The following is a 13480-nucleotide window of genomic DNA, read 5'->3' on the forward strand; positions in this document are numbered from 1 at the left end:
GTGGTTTACTCCTGTTCCGGATCGCGTAAGTAATAGCCTACACCGCGTCTTGTAACAATCCAGCTTGGATGGCTTGGTGTATCTTCAATCTTTTCACGAAGGCGTCGAATCGTTACATCAACAGTTCGTACATCACCGAAATAATCATAGCCCCATACAGTTTGTAGTAAGTGTTCACGTGTCATTACCTGACCAATATGTTTTGCCAAGTAATACAGTAATTCAAATTCACGATGTGTTAGTTCAATTGTAGTACCACGCTTTTGAACGAAGTATGCGTCAGGTTGGATGACCAGTTGTCCTACAGTTATATCGTTCGTTTCTTCTTCCTGGTCCTCTGCGATCGTTCTTGCATGACGACGCAAGTTAGCCTTTACGCGGGCAATTAATTCTCTTGTTCCGAACGGCTTGGTTACATAATCGTCTGCACCTAGCTCAAGCCCTAAAACCTTATCAATCTCCGAGTCCTTTGCAGTCAGCATGATGATAGGGAAATCATGTTTTTTCCGTACTTCTCTACACACCTCCATGCCGTCGCGTTTAGGCAGCATAATATCTAGAAGCATTAGGTCTGGCTGGATTTCTTCTACGCGATTAATGGCGTCTTCACCGTCGTATGCGCAAAAGACATTGAAGCCCTCCTTTTTCAGATTGAATTCTATAATGTCTGCGATGGGTTTTTCATCGTCTACAATAAATATTGTTTTATTTTGCATGATTTTTTCCTTTCTAGCCATAATTGGCAATGAATTTTAAACGTTGTACACTTATACAGCACAACGAACACTTAACGATCTTTTCTATGGGTACAACCTTATTCTAAAGCTGAAATATATCATTCCATATCCTTTAACTCTATCATGATTTGTGTGAATTCGCACTTTTTCAGATAGGGGTGGCTAGCTTGGAACAATGAAAAAACAGCGCGCTCTTCCTACAGTCGTAGAAGAAGAGCGTGCTGTTTTATTCGTAAGACGGAGGTGATTCATGCTGACTCCAGTCAATATTAAGGAATTTATTGTATTCCTTTGCAAATGCCAAGGTGACAGTACCAGTTGGGCCGTTACGTTGCTTGGCAATAATGATTTCAATCATGTTTTGCATTTCAGTTTCTTTATCATAGTAGTCTTCCCGGTAGAGGAAGGAGACGATATCGGCATCTTGCTCAATACTTCCAGATTCTCGAAGATCGGACATCATAGGTCGCTTATCTTGGCGTTGCTCTACTCCCCGTGATAGCTGAGATAGTGCGATGACTGGAATTTTCAATTCACGTGCCAAGGCTTTCAATGAACGGGAGATCTCAGATACTTCTTGCTGACGGTTATCACTGCCACGTCCGCTTCCCATGATCAGCTGCAAATAGTCAATCATGATCATACCTAGACCGTGCTCTTGTTGAAGTCGTCTGCATTTTGAACGTATTTCATTGATACGAATACCTGGACTGTCATCAATGAAAATACCCGCATTGGACAACGATCCCATCGCCATAGTCAGCTTGCGCCAGTCATCGGCTTCAAGGTTCCCTGTACGAAGCACTTGCGCATCAATGTTTCCTTCTGCACAGAGCATACGCATAACGAGCTGTTCGGCTCCCATCTCGAGACTAAAAATCGCAACATTTTCATCTGTCTTGGTTGCCACGTTTTGCGCCACGTTCAACGCAAACGCAGTCTTACCGACGGAAGGACGAGCCGCCACGATGATCAAGTCATTACGTTGGAAGCCTGCCGTAATCTTATCCAAGTCACGGAATCCGGTTGGGATACCCGTTACATCACCTTTACGTGTATGCAATAATTCAATATTGTCATACGTCTCTACTAGTACATCTTTAATATGACGGAAGTCACCTGCGTTTTTTCGATTGGATACTTCCATCATTTTCTTCTCGGCTTCACCAAGTAAGGCTTCTACTTCGTCTTCCCGGGTGTAGCCATCTTCCACAATATCAGTTGCAACGCGAATCAATCTGCGCAACAAAGCTTTTTCTTCCACTATATTTGCATAATAGACAATGTTTGCTGCAGTCGGAACCGCGTTGGCAAGCTCTGTAATATACGAAATGCCTCCGACGTCTTCGAGCTCATTTTTCACTTTGAGCTCTTCGGCGATTGTCACCAAATCGACTGGTTGACCTCTGTCGTTCAATACAAGCATGGTTTCGAAAATCTTTTTATGCGCGACCCGATAAAAATCTTCCGGCAACAATATTTCAGATGCGGTAATCAGTACCTGTGGCTCTAAAAATATTGCCCCAAGAACTGACTGCTCTGCTTCGTTGTTATGCGGAGGTGTGCGCTCGATCATCTGGTTCAAGCTATTATCTCCTTATCATTCTTCAGTAACATGCACTTTAAGTGTAGCTGTTACATCAGGGTGCAATTTGATCGGAACATTTGTAAAGCCAAGTGCACGGATTGGCTCAGGTAATTCCATCTTACGGCGGTCAACTTTAATTTTGTTTTGCTTTTCCAATGCTTGTCCAATTTGTTTGGACGTAATAGAACCAAATAGACGACCGTCTTCGCCAGTTTTAGCCTGTAGCTCTACAGTCAATTTTTCAACTTGCTCTTTTAATTCTTTAGCTTCTGCCAACTCTGCAGCTGCATCTTTCTTCTGGCGTTCCTTCTGACCTTGCAACTTACTTAAGTTACCTGGCGTTGCTTCAACCGCAACATTATTTTTCAATAAAAAGTTTTGTGCGTAGCCTGTTGAAACCTCTTTCACTTCACCTTTTTTGCCTTTTCCTTTAACGTCCTTCAAAAAAATAACTTTCATTATTCATTTCCCCTCTCTACGTATTGATCTAGTGTATTCTTCAACATAATTATAGCTTCATCTATTGTATCTACACTTAATTGGCAGGCCGCATTTGTTAAGTGACCGCCACCACCCAGATCTTCCATTATGACTTGAACATTCAACTCGCCCAATGAGCGGGCGCTGACACCAATTTTCCCATCATCACGCTTCGCGATGACAAATGACGCTGAGATGCCTTGCATCGTTAGAAGGATATCTGCTGTTTGAGCAATCAGTACGGAGCTGTGTACAACGTCCTCTTGCCCTTTCGCAATCGCAATATCTCCATTCCCTGCAAATTCAACGGTTTCAATCAGTTTTGAACGTTCAATATATGTCGTGATGTCTTCTTTCAATAAACGTTGCACTAGTATCGTGTCTGCACCATGCGTTCGCAAATAGGAAGCAGCTTCGAATGTCCTAGCACCCGTTCTAAGTGTGAAACTTTTCGTATCCACCACAATCCCTGCAAGCATGGCAGTGGATTCCAGCATCGTCAACTTTTCGTTTTTCGGCTGATACTCGAGCAATTCAGTCACAAGTTCCGCCGTAGAAGACGCGTAAGGCTCCATATAGACGAGCACAGTATTACTGATAAACTCTTCACCGCGTCGATGGTGGTCGATCAATACGACTTTCTGCGCCTTCTCCAGCACACGTTCTTCAATAACCATGCTCGGCTTATGCGTATCGACTATAACGACTAACGAACGCTCTGTCATCAATTCCAATGCTTCTTCAGGCATTAACATATGATCATATAGTTCTTCATCTTGCTGTACTTCATCCATCAGACGACTGACACTGGCATCGAGCTGATCAAAATTAACGACAACATATCCTTCTACACCGTTCATGCGTGCCATCTTGCGTACACCGATTGATGCACCGATCGCATCCATGTCCGGCATTTTATGACCCATAACAAAGACGCGGTCACTATCCTGGATTAAATCACGTAAAGCATGTGAGATAACGCGTGCACGCACACGCGTACGTTTTTCTACAGGGTTTGTTTTACCCCCATAGAATTTCAGTTTTCCATCATGGTGTTTAATTGCTACTTGATCTCCGCCACGACCTAGAACCAAGTCAAGACTCGACTGTGCAAGCTCTCCAAGCTCTGTAAGCGACGTTGTTCCCGTACCTACCCCAATACTCATCGTAAGAGGTACACTATGTTTAGACGTGTTCTCGCGAATCGTATCAAGCAATGCAAACTTGGTTCTTTCCAATTGTTCAAGCGTTCCTTCGTTAAAGACAGCTAAAAAGCGTTCAGATGATATTCGTTTAACAAATACTCCATACTCATCCGCCCATTGATTAACTAATGACGTAACGAGGGAGTTCATCTGACTTCGTGTTTGATCATCCATCGTCTGAGATAGTTCATCATAGTTATCAACCAATAGAATTCCGATTGTCGTTCTATCAGCATAATAAAGAGATTGAATCTTTACGCGCTCCGTTACGTCAAATAAATAGAGTAACTTTTCTTCTGGCTTATAGTACACACGATAGGAGCGATCATTTAATACGATAACGTCTTGCTCACTGTCTTCTTTAATTACTTGACGGAATGATTCGTTCATCTCGTAAAGTTGTGATCCAATCCAAGTTTTGTCTGGATAGATAGAGCTTATAAATGGGTTGATCCATTCAATTAATTGCTTATCATTTAGCAAGATAATCCCAATGGGTAATTCCAGTAACGCTTCTTCTCCTACCTTTTTCATTCGATAGGATAGGGTTTCAATATACTTCTCGGTTTCCAGATAGCTATCATTTTCAACTTTCCAAGCAACCCCAAGTGCGAGCGCATAGGCGAGCGCAAAAAACAGGCCGACCCAAAAGTTCAATAGCATCAGGAGTACAGAACCTACTCCGCCAAGAAGTGATAAGATGGCTAGCGGAATCCGTATCGCTCGTTTTTTGTAAAATATATTCACTGTCTCATCTCCTACGCTCTCTTGTCTTTATCTATCCATGTACGAATGTTAATGGCGATATCCAAAACACCTAGCATAACGGTGAAGGGACTTAGGAACATGGCAAATAACGTAGCCAGCACATTGACGATCAATGGAAGCTTCATCTTGCGCAATGCATAATAAATCAACGCCAAACCTTGTAAGAAGAATAAGAATCTAAAGATGAGAATGGCATTTGCCTCCATTAGATAAAATGTCGTTCCTTGTTCTGGTTGCGATAAGATGGAAATCAATAGCAACACCAGATAGGCTACTACCGTTGCAAATGGCAGGCGCATGTTAAGGAAAGAGGCAAATTTAGGAACTTCAAAACGTAGACGTTTTGCAACTGCTAAGATGGGCATGATAAATAGATAAGCCACCACGAAGGTAGATAAAATAAACAGCGAAGGCACAATGGTTTGATAATACGTAAACGCCTCTGCCACAGTCCGCTCCATATCCTTCGTTGAATTTCCCATTCCAGAGAGTATTACAAACGCTTCTTGCTGTATAGCTTCAAATTGTTGTAGCAACTGTTCAATCGGATTAATTTTCATGAACCAGACAGTACCGAGATACAATAAGCTTAATGAGATGAGCAACGTGACGCCTGTTGCCATAAATACATAAAGCTTTGTCTTACCTGTCCGAACAGTATCACCAATTATGAATCCAACTGCGCTCAATACAATCGCTGCTGGGATGGAAAGAAATCCGCCAATCAATAATGTGATAAGCCATGTACACATAGCAACCATCAGCGTGGAGACTCGGTCATAACGCAAACGATAAATCGTAATGGGCAATGGAACTAGCAATATTGTCAATAATCCAAGTAATGGCACGTACAAAGTCATTGCCAGTAATATGGCGAAGAGTGCTACCATCATCGCACCATACGTAATTCTACTTGCTTGATCTTGCATATTTACGCCTCAATTCATTCATTGCTTCTTTGCCGCCAATCCATAATTAGGGGGACAAAGTGTTACATTCCTTAATTCATATAAAGCTACAATCATCCTTTTAATTGTATCACGATTCGACGTGAAATCAAAAATACAGGTAGTTGCCGTTTCCAGTAAAGTGGATATGTAGTGAATGATCTACTAATGCATTTCTGCATAAATAAAAAACCACCACTGACTGAGTAACTCAGTCAGTGGTGGTTTATATATTACCGCTCTTCAGATACGAACGGAAGAAGTGCCATGATGCGTGCACGTTTGATTGCTACCGTCAATTTACGTTGGTATTTAGCGCTTGTACCAGTAACTCGACGAGGCAACATCTTTCCGCGCTCAGAGATAAACTTCTTCAACAAATCTACATCTTTATAGTCGATGTATGTAATGTGGTTAGAAGTAAAGTAGCAAACCTTACGGCGTTTGCGACCTCCACGACGTGGTGCCATAATTGTTGTCCTCCTTCCTATTTACGTTATCAAGTGAACCGTTCTATCAGAATGGCAGGTCGTCATCTGTTACTTCAATCGGACCGCCGCCTGGTTGAAATGGATCGTTATCGACACGTGTCATATTTTGCTGATTCGGTTGGTAGGATTGCTGGTTATTGTATCCTTGTCCCTGGTCTTGAGAAGGTGCATTATACGATGGTGCTCCACCACCATAAGATGGTGTCTGCTGCCGTTCTGTATTAGAACTCTTCGGCTCCAGGAATTGAGTACTGTCCGCAACAACTTCTGTCGTGTAAACGCGCTTACCGTCTTGACCTTCGAAGCTGCCCGTCTGTATACGGCCATCCACTCCAGCTAGACTTCCTTTTCGTAAGTAATTCGCGATGTTTTCAGCCTGTTTACGCCAAGCAACACATGTGATGAAATCGGCTTCTCGCTCTCCTTGCGCGTTAGCGAACGCACGGTTCACTGCAAGTGTGAAACGAGTTACAGCGATTCCAGTCTGTGTATACTTCAGCTCAGGATCTTTTGTTAATCGACCAACTAAAACGACACGGTTTATCATTCAGAATCAAACCTCCCTCATCATAGATTTTTACATTTTATATCAGATTACGCATCTACACGAATTGTCATATGACGAATGATACCTTCGTTGATGTTCGCTAGACGTGTAAATTCATCGATTGCTTCAGCACCAGCGTTAGCAGTTACTAATTGGTAGTAACCTTCACGTAAGTCGTCGATTTCGTAAGCAAGACGACGCTTGCCCCACTCTTTCGACTCGATGATTTCCGCTCCGTTTGAAGTTAGGACAGTATCAAAACGTTCAATCAACGCCTTTTTCGCGTCCTCTTCAAGAGTTGGGCGCATAATGTACATAATTTCGTACTTTCTCATCAATAGTCACCTCCTTATGGACTTGGGCCCTACTTTTACAAGTGGGCAAGGAGTAAGTAAATTTAATATTACTCACATCAGTACATGTTATCACAACGCAATTGAAATATCAACCCCTAATATACTATACTGGATGGAATAAGGAGTGATTCACATGGAAGAACAACAGCCTGTGATTGTCGAGCTCGATTTACAGAAAATAGCGAAGCAAAGTCTTTGGCTCACTTTCCTACCGCTCATAGGACTAGTAATAATTCGCAGTCTGCTACAAGGTGGATTATCTTTGACGTTTTCGGTATGGTATGTTGTCTATGCTTTGGTTGGATATATTTTATTAATTATCATACATGAGTTTTTCCATTTGCTTGGTTTCCGTATTTTTTGTAATGTGCCGTGGAAGAACATGGCATATGGTGTCAATTTGAAGATGGGCGTTGCGTATGCTACTGCAGATCAGTTGATGGACAATAAAGGTATTCGCAAAGCGTTATTATTGCCATTTTGGATGACAGGTGTGTTGCCTGCTGTTCTGGCGTTGTACTTCAATGACGGCGTGCTGTTGCTGTTAGGCGCGATGCTGATCGGTGGAGCTGCCGGAGATTTTGCTATGTATAAGGAACTGAAGAAGTTTCCCGATGATGCACTAGTGAAGGATGATCCCGAGTTGCCTAAGTTATATGTTTATCCTGCTCAATAAAATGAAGAAGCTGGCAGTAGGATAGAAAATGGCTCAAGGTTGCGTCCCTAGAAAGCGTACGCCAGCTGGAATTGCAATCCACTCGTACTCACTAATTGCTGTATATCTTTAACTTTACTAACTCAAAACCAAAAAAAGCTGATTCTCACGAGGAGAATCAGCTTTTTTGTATTACACGTTGAAGCGGAACAGCATAACGTCGCCGTCTTTAACGATGTATTCTTTACCTTCCAAACGAACCTTGCCAGCTTCCTTAGCCGCTGTCATAGAACCGTGCTCTACTAAATCGTCGTACGCTACCGTCTCTGCACGGATAAACCCGCGTTCAAAGTCGGTATGGATTACGCCAGCACACTGTGGTGCCTTCATGCCTTTACGGAATGTCCATGCACGAACTTCCTGCACGCCTGCCGTGAAGTATGTTGCAAAGCCAAGTAAGTTATACGTCGCTTTAATCAACTGATCAAGACCTGATTCCTTAATACCTAGATCTTCAAGGAACATTTCCTTCTCGTCATCTTCAAGCTCAGCCATCTCTTCTTCGATCTTCGCACATACTACGATTACTTCTGCATTGTCCTTCTCTGCAAAGTCACGAACTTGTTGTACATACGGGTTATTATCTGCATCTGCAATTTCATCTTCTGAAACGTTCGCTACATACAACATCGGTTTGATCGTCAACAAGTGCATGCCTTTAACGACTTGAAGCTCATCATCTGTCAATTCAACGGAACGTGCTGCCATGGCGTTTTCAAATGCATCACGTAATTTCAGTAGAATTGGCTCTTCCACCATCGCTTCTTTGTCTTTTTGCTTCGCCATTTTGGAAACGCGCGCCAAACGCTTATCTACGCTTTCCATATCCGCTAGAATCAATTCTAGGTTAATGACTTCGATATCATCGATTGGACTTACTTTTCCTGATACGTGCGTGATGTTTTCATCTACGAAACAACGGACGACCTGACAAATTGCATCTACTTCGCGAATATGTGAAAGGAACTTGTTACCGAGTCCTTCACCTTTACTTGCACCTTCTACGATTCCTGCAATATCTGTAAATTCGAATGCAGTTGGCACCGTCTTTTTTGGTGTGACAAGCTCAGTCAGTTTATCCAAACGTTCATCTGGCACCTCAACGATTCCTACGTTCGGGTCAATCGTACAGAACGGATAGTTCGCCGCCTCTGCTCCTGCCTTTGTTATTGCATTAAATAAAGTGGATTTCCCAACGTTCGGAAGACCTACAATCCCAGCTGTTAACGCCATTATTCCCACACCTTTCTTATCTATCCAAAGCTTACATTATTCGTTAGTCAACCATTTCATTATAAGGACAATGCGTAAGATTGTCCATGTGCTGTCACGACTCGTTCTTGAGTAGAACCTTTTTCATCTTTTTGGCAAATTCATTACGCGGAATCATGACGCTGTGTCCGCATCCTTCACATTTAATTCGAATATCCGCACCCATGCGAATAATCTTCCATGCATTCGTTCCACATGGATGTTGTTTTTTCATCTCCACCACGTCATGCAAATTAAACTCTTTGTCCGCCATCATATGAATCCCCTTCCTTGTGTTCATCACGGATCACCATTTTTGGATAAGGAATTTTGATCCCATTCTCATCCATGAACTTCTTCAAGTCTTGACGAAGTTTGCGGCCTACGTTGAAGTTGGCTACCGGCTCTGTTTCTGCAGCTATACGCAAAAGGATTCTGGACGGTTCCATACTTTGTACACCTAATACTTCCGGTACTCCGATCACTTCTGAATAACGATCTTTCGGCAATCGTTTCAAAAATTCCTTGATTAATTCCTCTGCATGATCAATATCCGTTTCATAGGATAACGCAAGATCAAGCAATACCATGGAGTTGGTAACAGAATAGTTGACAACTTCACCTATTTGTCCATTCGGTACGGTATATAACTCACCGCCGTACAACGCAATCTTTGTTGTACGGAGACCGATTTCCACGACCGTTCCTTCACCTGAGTTAATACGTACATAATCCCCTACTCCAAATTGATCTTCGAAAATGATGAAAAACCCTGAAATGACATCCTTTACTAAACTTTGAGCACCAAAGCCGACAGCAAGACCAAGTACACCTGCACCTGCAAGCAGACCTTTTACGTCTATCTTGAACTCTGTCAGAACGGCTAGTATGGCGGAGAAATAGACAATGTATTTCAATGCATTTTCCAAAAGTTTGATCATGGTCTTTTCACGTCGTTCTGTTTTGCGCATCGGACTTTTTAATTTAATAGCGAAGAATCGCCTTATTAATACTTGCCCTACTTTTACTACTACACCTGCCACCACAATAATCAAGAGAATGCGAATAGCAAAAATTCCGGTAGAGAGCCAAAAGTCGGCACTGAATATCGTATCTTTCACTTGTTGCACTGCTGCTTCTAAACCTTTTAGGCTTTCTTTCGCTTCTTCTGTAGCAGAAGTTGTTGCCATTGAAAGAAATCCTCCTTTCGTATAAACCAGTTCACCCGAGGACATACTGCACAACAATACCTGAGCAGAATACTCTTCAGCGTAAATAATCACAAAGGACTGGTGTCATCCTATGTATAGAGCTGAATCCTCTTCCTATCATTACCGAATTTCCAGTAAAGAAACCGGTGTCGTGTGGAAATTAAGTTCTTACTTCGCGCAACATATCCCTTTCAAACAGCAACCAATCATATTTTATTGTATTGGAACGGATCGCTCTACTGGCGACTCGCTTGGGCCGTTGACCGGCTCTTACTTGTCTGAACTAAGTCTATTCCCTTACAAGGTAGTCGGCACGTTGCAAGACCCGTTGCACGCACTTAACTTGCAGCAACGTATCGAGTTAACAAAATCCATGTATCCCGATGCATTCGTAGTCGCAATTGATGCATGTCTAAGTAAAAAGGACGCAGTTGGTGATCTATTGTTTCATAGCGGACCCATTGCACCTGGCAAAGCAGTTGGTAAGGAACTACCACCTGTTGGCGATGTATCAATCAAAGGAATCGTTAATATCGGTGGATTCATGGAGCAAGCTGTCTTACAAAGCACTCGGCTACATTTGCCATTTGAAATGAGTCGTATGATTGGTCGAGCCTTGCAACTAGCACATCATCGTCAGCCATCAAAAGGCGTATACAATCGTTACGATGACCGCAACTACACCAATCCCTGGGATGAAATTAGCTACCCTGATTTTCGTCAAGCCGATTAAATTTAATCCGATCGCTGCAATCATTAAGCCACCCGTAGCGGTCATTTCAGAGATGAATAACTCCATTAATTCATCAGGGACAAACCGACTGAGGAATGTAGCTAGGAAAGTTATACTTCCTTGATAAATGAATAGAGGTACGGCTGCAAAAGCTACACCTATTCCTAAAGTAGAACTGAAGATAATGGAAGTAAATCCATCCAGGATTCCTTTCATTACCAATACATTGTGATCGTTACGCAGACCACTATCAATAGCACCGATGATCGCCATGGAGCCTACGCAAAAGAACAATGTAGCCGTTACAAATCCTTGAGCAATACCCGGCCCTGCTTTTTTGGCAGGTAACTTTTTTTCAATCCAATGCCCCAATTGATTAACCTTTTGATCAAGATCAATGATTTCACCAAGAATTGCACCTATGACAATGCTAAGAATGACAATGACAATTTGTGTTGTTTCAAATGTCATTTGCAATCCAATAGCTACGACAGCCATACCAATTCCATACATGATCGTTTCTTTCATTCGTTCTGGTATTGCGTATAAAAACCTACCAATTAATGTACCCACTATAATCGTAAACACATTAAACAGCGATCCAAACAATATCATGATGTCACGTCCAAGTTCTCTTCAAGAATAAAACCTATTTTGCAATGAAAGCAAAATAGGTTTTTGTATCATCGCTCTGCGTTCAATAATTCAAGAATACGTTCGAAGTCTTCATCTGAATGAAACTCGATTTCAATTTTACCTTTTTTCTTTGTTTTTTTGATAGTAACATTTGTACCGAATTGCTCACGCAATGTAGTTTCCTGGGCTTCAATAAATATATCTTTTTTCTTTTCCTTTTTTGTTTCACGTGGAACATCTTCATTTAAACGTTGTACTAGTTTCTCTAATTGACGGACATTTAACCCTTCCGTCTTAATCTTTTCAGCAATAGCTAGGATTTGTTCTTTTTTACGCAAACCAAGAAGCGTCCGACCATGTCCCATAGATAGTATTCCTTGGGAAATGTCTTTCAAGACCTTTTCCGGTAATGCTAGTAAACGGATATGGTTGGCGATATGTGGTCTACTTTTGCCGAGTCTAAAGGCAAGTTGTTCTTGCGTTAACTCTAGACTTTCCATTAAGTTTTGATAGGCTTCCGCCACTTCAATTGGTGATAAATCTTCACGCTGCAGGTTTTCCAGAATAGCCATTTCCATTGATTGCTCATCTGTTAGATCACGTACAACGGCCGGAATTTCCTTTTTACCTGCCAATTCAGAAGCTCGGAATCTTCTTTCCCCTACTACTATTTCATACTGTGTCCCTACACTTCGGACAATAATAGGTTGTAGAACGCCATGTTCTTTGATGGACTCGCTCAATTCAATCAAGGACTCTTCATTGAATTCTTTGCGTGGCTGGTATGGATTGACTTTAATACTTTTCAAGCGTAAAAGTTCTACCTTTTCTAATGACTCTCGAGGAAATAATGCATTAAGACCTTTACCTAGACCTTTACTCATTCTCCACCACTTCCTTTGCCAGCTCTAAATACACTTCCGCACCTTTGGATCGTGGATCATATAATATAATGGGTTTACCATGGCTCGGTGCTTCGCTTAAACGAACGTTACGTGGGATGATCGTTTTGTACACTTTGTCTTGGAAGTATTTCTTTACTTCTTCAATAACTTGAATACCTAAATTCGTACGTGCATCAAACATCGTCAATAATACCCCATCAATATAGAGCGATTCATTCAAGTGTTTTTGAACGAGACGGACTGTGCTCAGTAATTGACTAAGTCCTTCGAGCGCATAATATTCACACTGCACAGGAATGATGATGGAGTCAGAAGCCGTCAGTGCATTCAACGTCAACAGACCAAGTGATGGTGGACAGTCAATAATGACATAGTCATAGTCATCTTTAATGTCTTGAATTGCATGTTTCATGCGAACTTCACGTGAAATAGTTGATACTAACTCAATTTCAGCTCCTGCAAGTGAAATAGTCGCAGGAACAATTTCAAGATTTTCGATATCCGTTGGAAAAATAACATCTCGTACCGGCACATCGTCAATTAAAATATTATAAATACAATCTTGCACGTCGCCTTTGTTTACACCGACTCCACTCGTTGCATTTCCTTGTGGATCAGAGTCAATTAAGAGCACCTTTTTGCCTAAATGGGCAAGGCATGCGCTTAAGTTTACAGAAGTCGTCGTTTTGCCGACTCCTCCTTTTTGATTTGCTATAGCAATAATCTTACCCACTCTTGCACCTGCTTTCTTTCCTAATTCATTTATCTTAATAGTACACCAAAATTTTACTAGTTGCTTCGTATGTGTAAAACACCTGACAAAAAATGTGTTCTATGTGGTCTATTTCAGTTTATCATCTTCACTGTACGAACTCTATTGATATATAAGAAAACTCTTGCTAGTATGTCA

Annotated in this window: 16 protein-coding genes; 2 read left to right on the forward strand and 14 right to left on the reverse strand. The window is 41.8% G+C overall.

Features of this window, described 5'->3' with window-relative positions; translation table 11 throughout:
- Positions 1 to 5: 5 nt before the first annotated feature.
- From yycF to rpsF, 8 genes are all read right to left on the reverse strand, one after another.
- A complete protein-coding gene (yycF, locus tag Q7P97_RS09545; RefSeq protein WP_085427683.1) occupies positions 6 to 716 on the reverse strand; it encodes a response regulator YycF in 711 nt (236 codons plus the stop codon).
- Between the two features lie 247 nt (positions 717 to 963).
- Positions 964 to 2313 carry a replicative DNA helicase gene (dnaB, locus tag Q7P97_RS09550; RefSeq protein ID WP_483315745.1) on the reverse strand — a complete coding sequence of 450 codons (1350 nt, stop codon included), beginning with the start codon at positions 2311 to 2313 and terminating at the stop codon, positions 964 to 966.
- A gap of 24 nt (positions 2314 to 2337) precedes the next feature.
- Positions 2338 to 2784 (reverse strand): 50S ribosomal protein L9, encoded by a 447-nt coding sequence (gene rplI, locus Q7P97_RS09555; RefSeq protein ID WP_085132246.1) that lies wholly within the window; start codon positions 2782 to 2784, stop codon positions 2338 to 2340.
- Positions 2784 to 4757 carry a DHH family phosphoesterase gene (locus Q7P97_RS09560; protein ID WP_303968969.1) on the reverse strand — a complete coding sequence of 658 codons (1974 nt, stop codon included), beginning with the start codon at positions 4755 to 4757 and terminating at the stop codon, positions 2784 to 2786. The genes rplI and Q7P97_RS09560 overlap by 1 nt, the downstream gene beginning before the upstream one ends.
- Before the next feature lie 11 nt (positions 4758 to 4768).
- Complete coding sequence (locus Q7P97_RS09565) at positions 4769 to 5707, reverse strand: YybS family protein (RefSeq protein ID WP_303968970.1); 939 nt, start codon at positions 5705 to 5707, stop codon at positions 4769 to 4771.
- Between the two features lie 251 nt (positions 5708 to 5958).
- A complete protein-coding gene (rpsR, locus tag Q7P97_RS09570; protein WP_303968971.1) occupies positions 5959 to 6195 on the reverse strand; it encodes a 30S ribosomal protein S18 in 237 nt (78 codons plus the stop codon).
- Between the two features lie 46 nt (positions 6196 to 6241).
- Entirely contained in the window at positions 6242 to 6763 is a 522-nt protein-coding gene (gene ssb, locus Q7P97_RS09575) for a single-stranded DNA-binding protein (RefSeq protein WP_085427687.1), read from the reverse strand.
- Positions 6764 to 6810: 47 nt separating this feature from the next.
- A complete protein-coding gene (gene rpsF / locus Q7P97_RS09580; protein ID WP_085132250.1) occupies positions 6811 to 7098 on the reverse strand; it encodes a 30S ribosomal protein S6 in 288 nt (95 codons plus the stop codon).
- A 154-nt stretch (positions 7099 to 7252) separates the two neighbouring features.
- Between rpsF and Q7P97_RS09585 the strand changes: the two genes are divergently transcribed.
- A complete protein-coding gene (locus tag Q7P97_RS09585; protein ID WP_303968972.1) occupies positions 7253 to 7795 on the forward strand; it encodes a DUF3267 domain-containing protein in 543 nt (180 codons plus the stop codon).
- A 171-nt stretch (positions 7796 to 7966) separates the two neighbouring features.
- On the opposite strand, the gene ychF is transcribed toward Q7P97_RS09585, so the two are convergent.
- The 3 genes from ychF to Q7P97_RS09600 all read right to left on the reverse strand — a co-directional run bounded on the left by ychF (position 7967) and on the right by Q7P97_RS09600 (position 10275).
- Positions 7967 to 9067 carry a redox-regulated ATPase YchF gene (gene ychF / locus Q7P97_RS09590; RefSeq protein WP_303968973.1) on the reverse strand — a complete coding sequence of 367 codons (1101 nt, stop codon included), beginning with the start codon at positions 9065 to 9067 and terminating at the stop codon, positions 7967 to 7969.
- A gap of 94 nt (positions 9068 to 9161) precedes the next feature.
- Complete coding sequence (locus Q7P97_RS09595; RefSeq protein ID WP_083034454.1) at positions 9162 to 9359, reverse strand: DUF951 domain-containing protein; 198 nt, start codon at positions 9357 to 9359, stop codon at positions 9162 to 9164.
- On the reverse strand, positions 9340 to 10275 hold the full coding sequence (locus Q7P97_RS09600) for a mechanosensitive ion channel family protein (protein ID WP_303968974.1): 936 nt from the start codon (positions 10273 to 10275) through the stop codon (positions 9340 to 9342). The genes Q7P97_RS09595 and Q7P97_RS09600 overlap by 20 nt, the downstream gene beginning before the upstream one ends.
- A gap of 112 nt (positions 10276 to 10387) precedes the next feature.
- On the opposite strand from Q7P97_RS09600, the gene yyaC reads away from it, so the two are divergent.
- Positions 10388 to 11029, forward strand: coding sequence for a spore protease YyaC (gene yyaC, locus Q7P97_RS09605; protein WP_303968975.1), 642 nt, complete (start codon positions 10388 to 10390; stop codon positions 11027 to 11029).
- Here yyaC and Q7P97_RS09610 read toward each other — a convergent pair.
- From Q7P97_RS09610 to Q7P97_RS09620, 3 genes are all read right to left on the reverse strand, one after another.
- Positions 10940 to 11644 carry a DUF554 domain-containing protein gene (locus Q7P97_RS09610; RefSeq protein ID WP_303968976.1) on the reverse strand — a complete coding sequence of 235 codons (705 nt, stop codon included), beginning with the start codon at positions 11642 to 11644 and terminating at the stop codon, positions 10940 to 10942. The genes yyaC and Q7P97_RS09610 overlap by 90 nt on opposite strands.
- 68 nt (positions 11645 to 11712) lie before the next feature.
- Entirely contained in the window at positions 11713 to 12549 is an 837-nt protein-coding gene (locus Q7P97_RS09615) for a ParB/RepB/Spo0J family partition protein (protein ID WP_085427692.1), read from the reverse strand.
- Positions 12542 to 13303, reverse strand: coding sequence for a ParA family protein (locus tag Q7P97_RS09620; RefSeq protein ID WP_085427693.1), 762 nt, complete (start codon positions 13301 to 13303; stop codon positions 12542 to 12544). Before Q7P97_RS09620 ends, Q7P97_RS09615 begins: the two co-directional genes overlap by 8 nt.
- Positions 13304 to 13480: the final 177 nt, after the last annotated feature.

It is taken from the genome of Sporosarcina ureae (assembly GCF_029267015.1).
Lineage (GTDB): Bacteria > Bacillota > Bacilli > Bacillales_A > Planococcaceae > Sporosarcina > Sporosarcina ureae_D.

Bases quoted from the DNA above. Each gene is read 5' to 3' on its own strand.
- yycF (WP_085427683.1), bottom strand. From the start codon at position 716: ATGCAAAATAAAACAATATTTATTGTAGACGATGAAAAACCCATCGCA.
- dnaB (WP_483315745.1), bottom strand. From the start codon at position 2,313: ATGATCGAGCGCACACCTCCGCATAACAACGAAGCAGAGCAGTCAGTT.
- rplI (WP_085132246.1), bottom strand. From the start codon at position 2,784: ATGAAAGTTATTTTTTTGAAGGACGTTAAAGGAAAAGGCAAAAAAGGT.
- Q7P97_RS09565 (WP_303968970.1), bottom strand. From the start codon at position 5,707: ATGCAAGATCAAGCAAGTAGAATTACGTATGGTGCGATGATGGTAGCA.
- rpsR (WP_303968971.1), bottom strand. From the start codon at position 6,195: ATGGCACCACGTCGTGGAGGTCGCAAACGCCGTAAGGTTTGCTACTTT.
- ssb (WP_085427687.1), bottom strand. From the start codon at position 6,763: ATGATAAACCGTGTCGTTTTAGTTGGTCGATTAACAAAAGATCCTGAG.
- rpsF (WP_085132250.1), bottom strand. From the start codon at position 7,098: ATGAGAAAGTACGAAATTATGTACATTATGCGCCCAACTCTTGAAGAG.
- Q7P97_RS09585 (WP_303968972.1), top strand. From the start codon at position 7,253: ATGGAAGAACAACAGCCTGTGATTGTCGAGCTCGATTTACAGAAAATA.
- ychF (WP_303968973.1), bottom strand. From the start codon at position 9,067: ATGGCGTTAACAGCTGGGATTGTAGGTCTTCCGAACGTTGGGAAATCC.
- Q7P97_RS09595 (WP_083034454.1), bottom strand. From the start codon at position 9,359: ATGGCGGACAAAGAGTTTAATTTGCATGACGTGGTGGAGATGAAAAAA.
- Q7P97_RS09600 (WP_303968974.1), bottom strand. From the start codon at position 10,275: ATGGCAACAACTTCTGCTACAGAAGAAGCGAAAGAAAGCCTAAAAGGT.
- yyaC (WP_303968975.1), top strand. From the start codon at position 10,388: ATGTATAGAGCTGAATCCTCTTCCTATCATTACCGAATTTCCAGTAAA.
- Q7P97_RS09610 (WP_303968976.1), bottom strand. From the start codon at position 11,644: ATGATATTGTTTGGATCGCTGTTTAATGTGTTTACGATTATAGTGGGT.
- Q7P97_RS09615 (WP_085427692.1), bottom strand. From the start codon at position 12,549: ATGAGTAAAGGTCTAGGTAAAGGTCTTAATGCATTATTTCCTCGAGAG.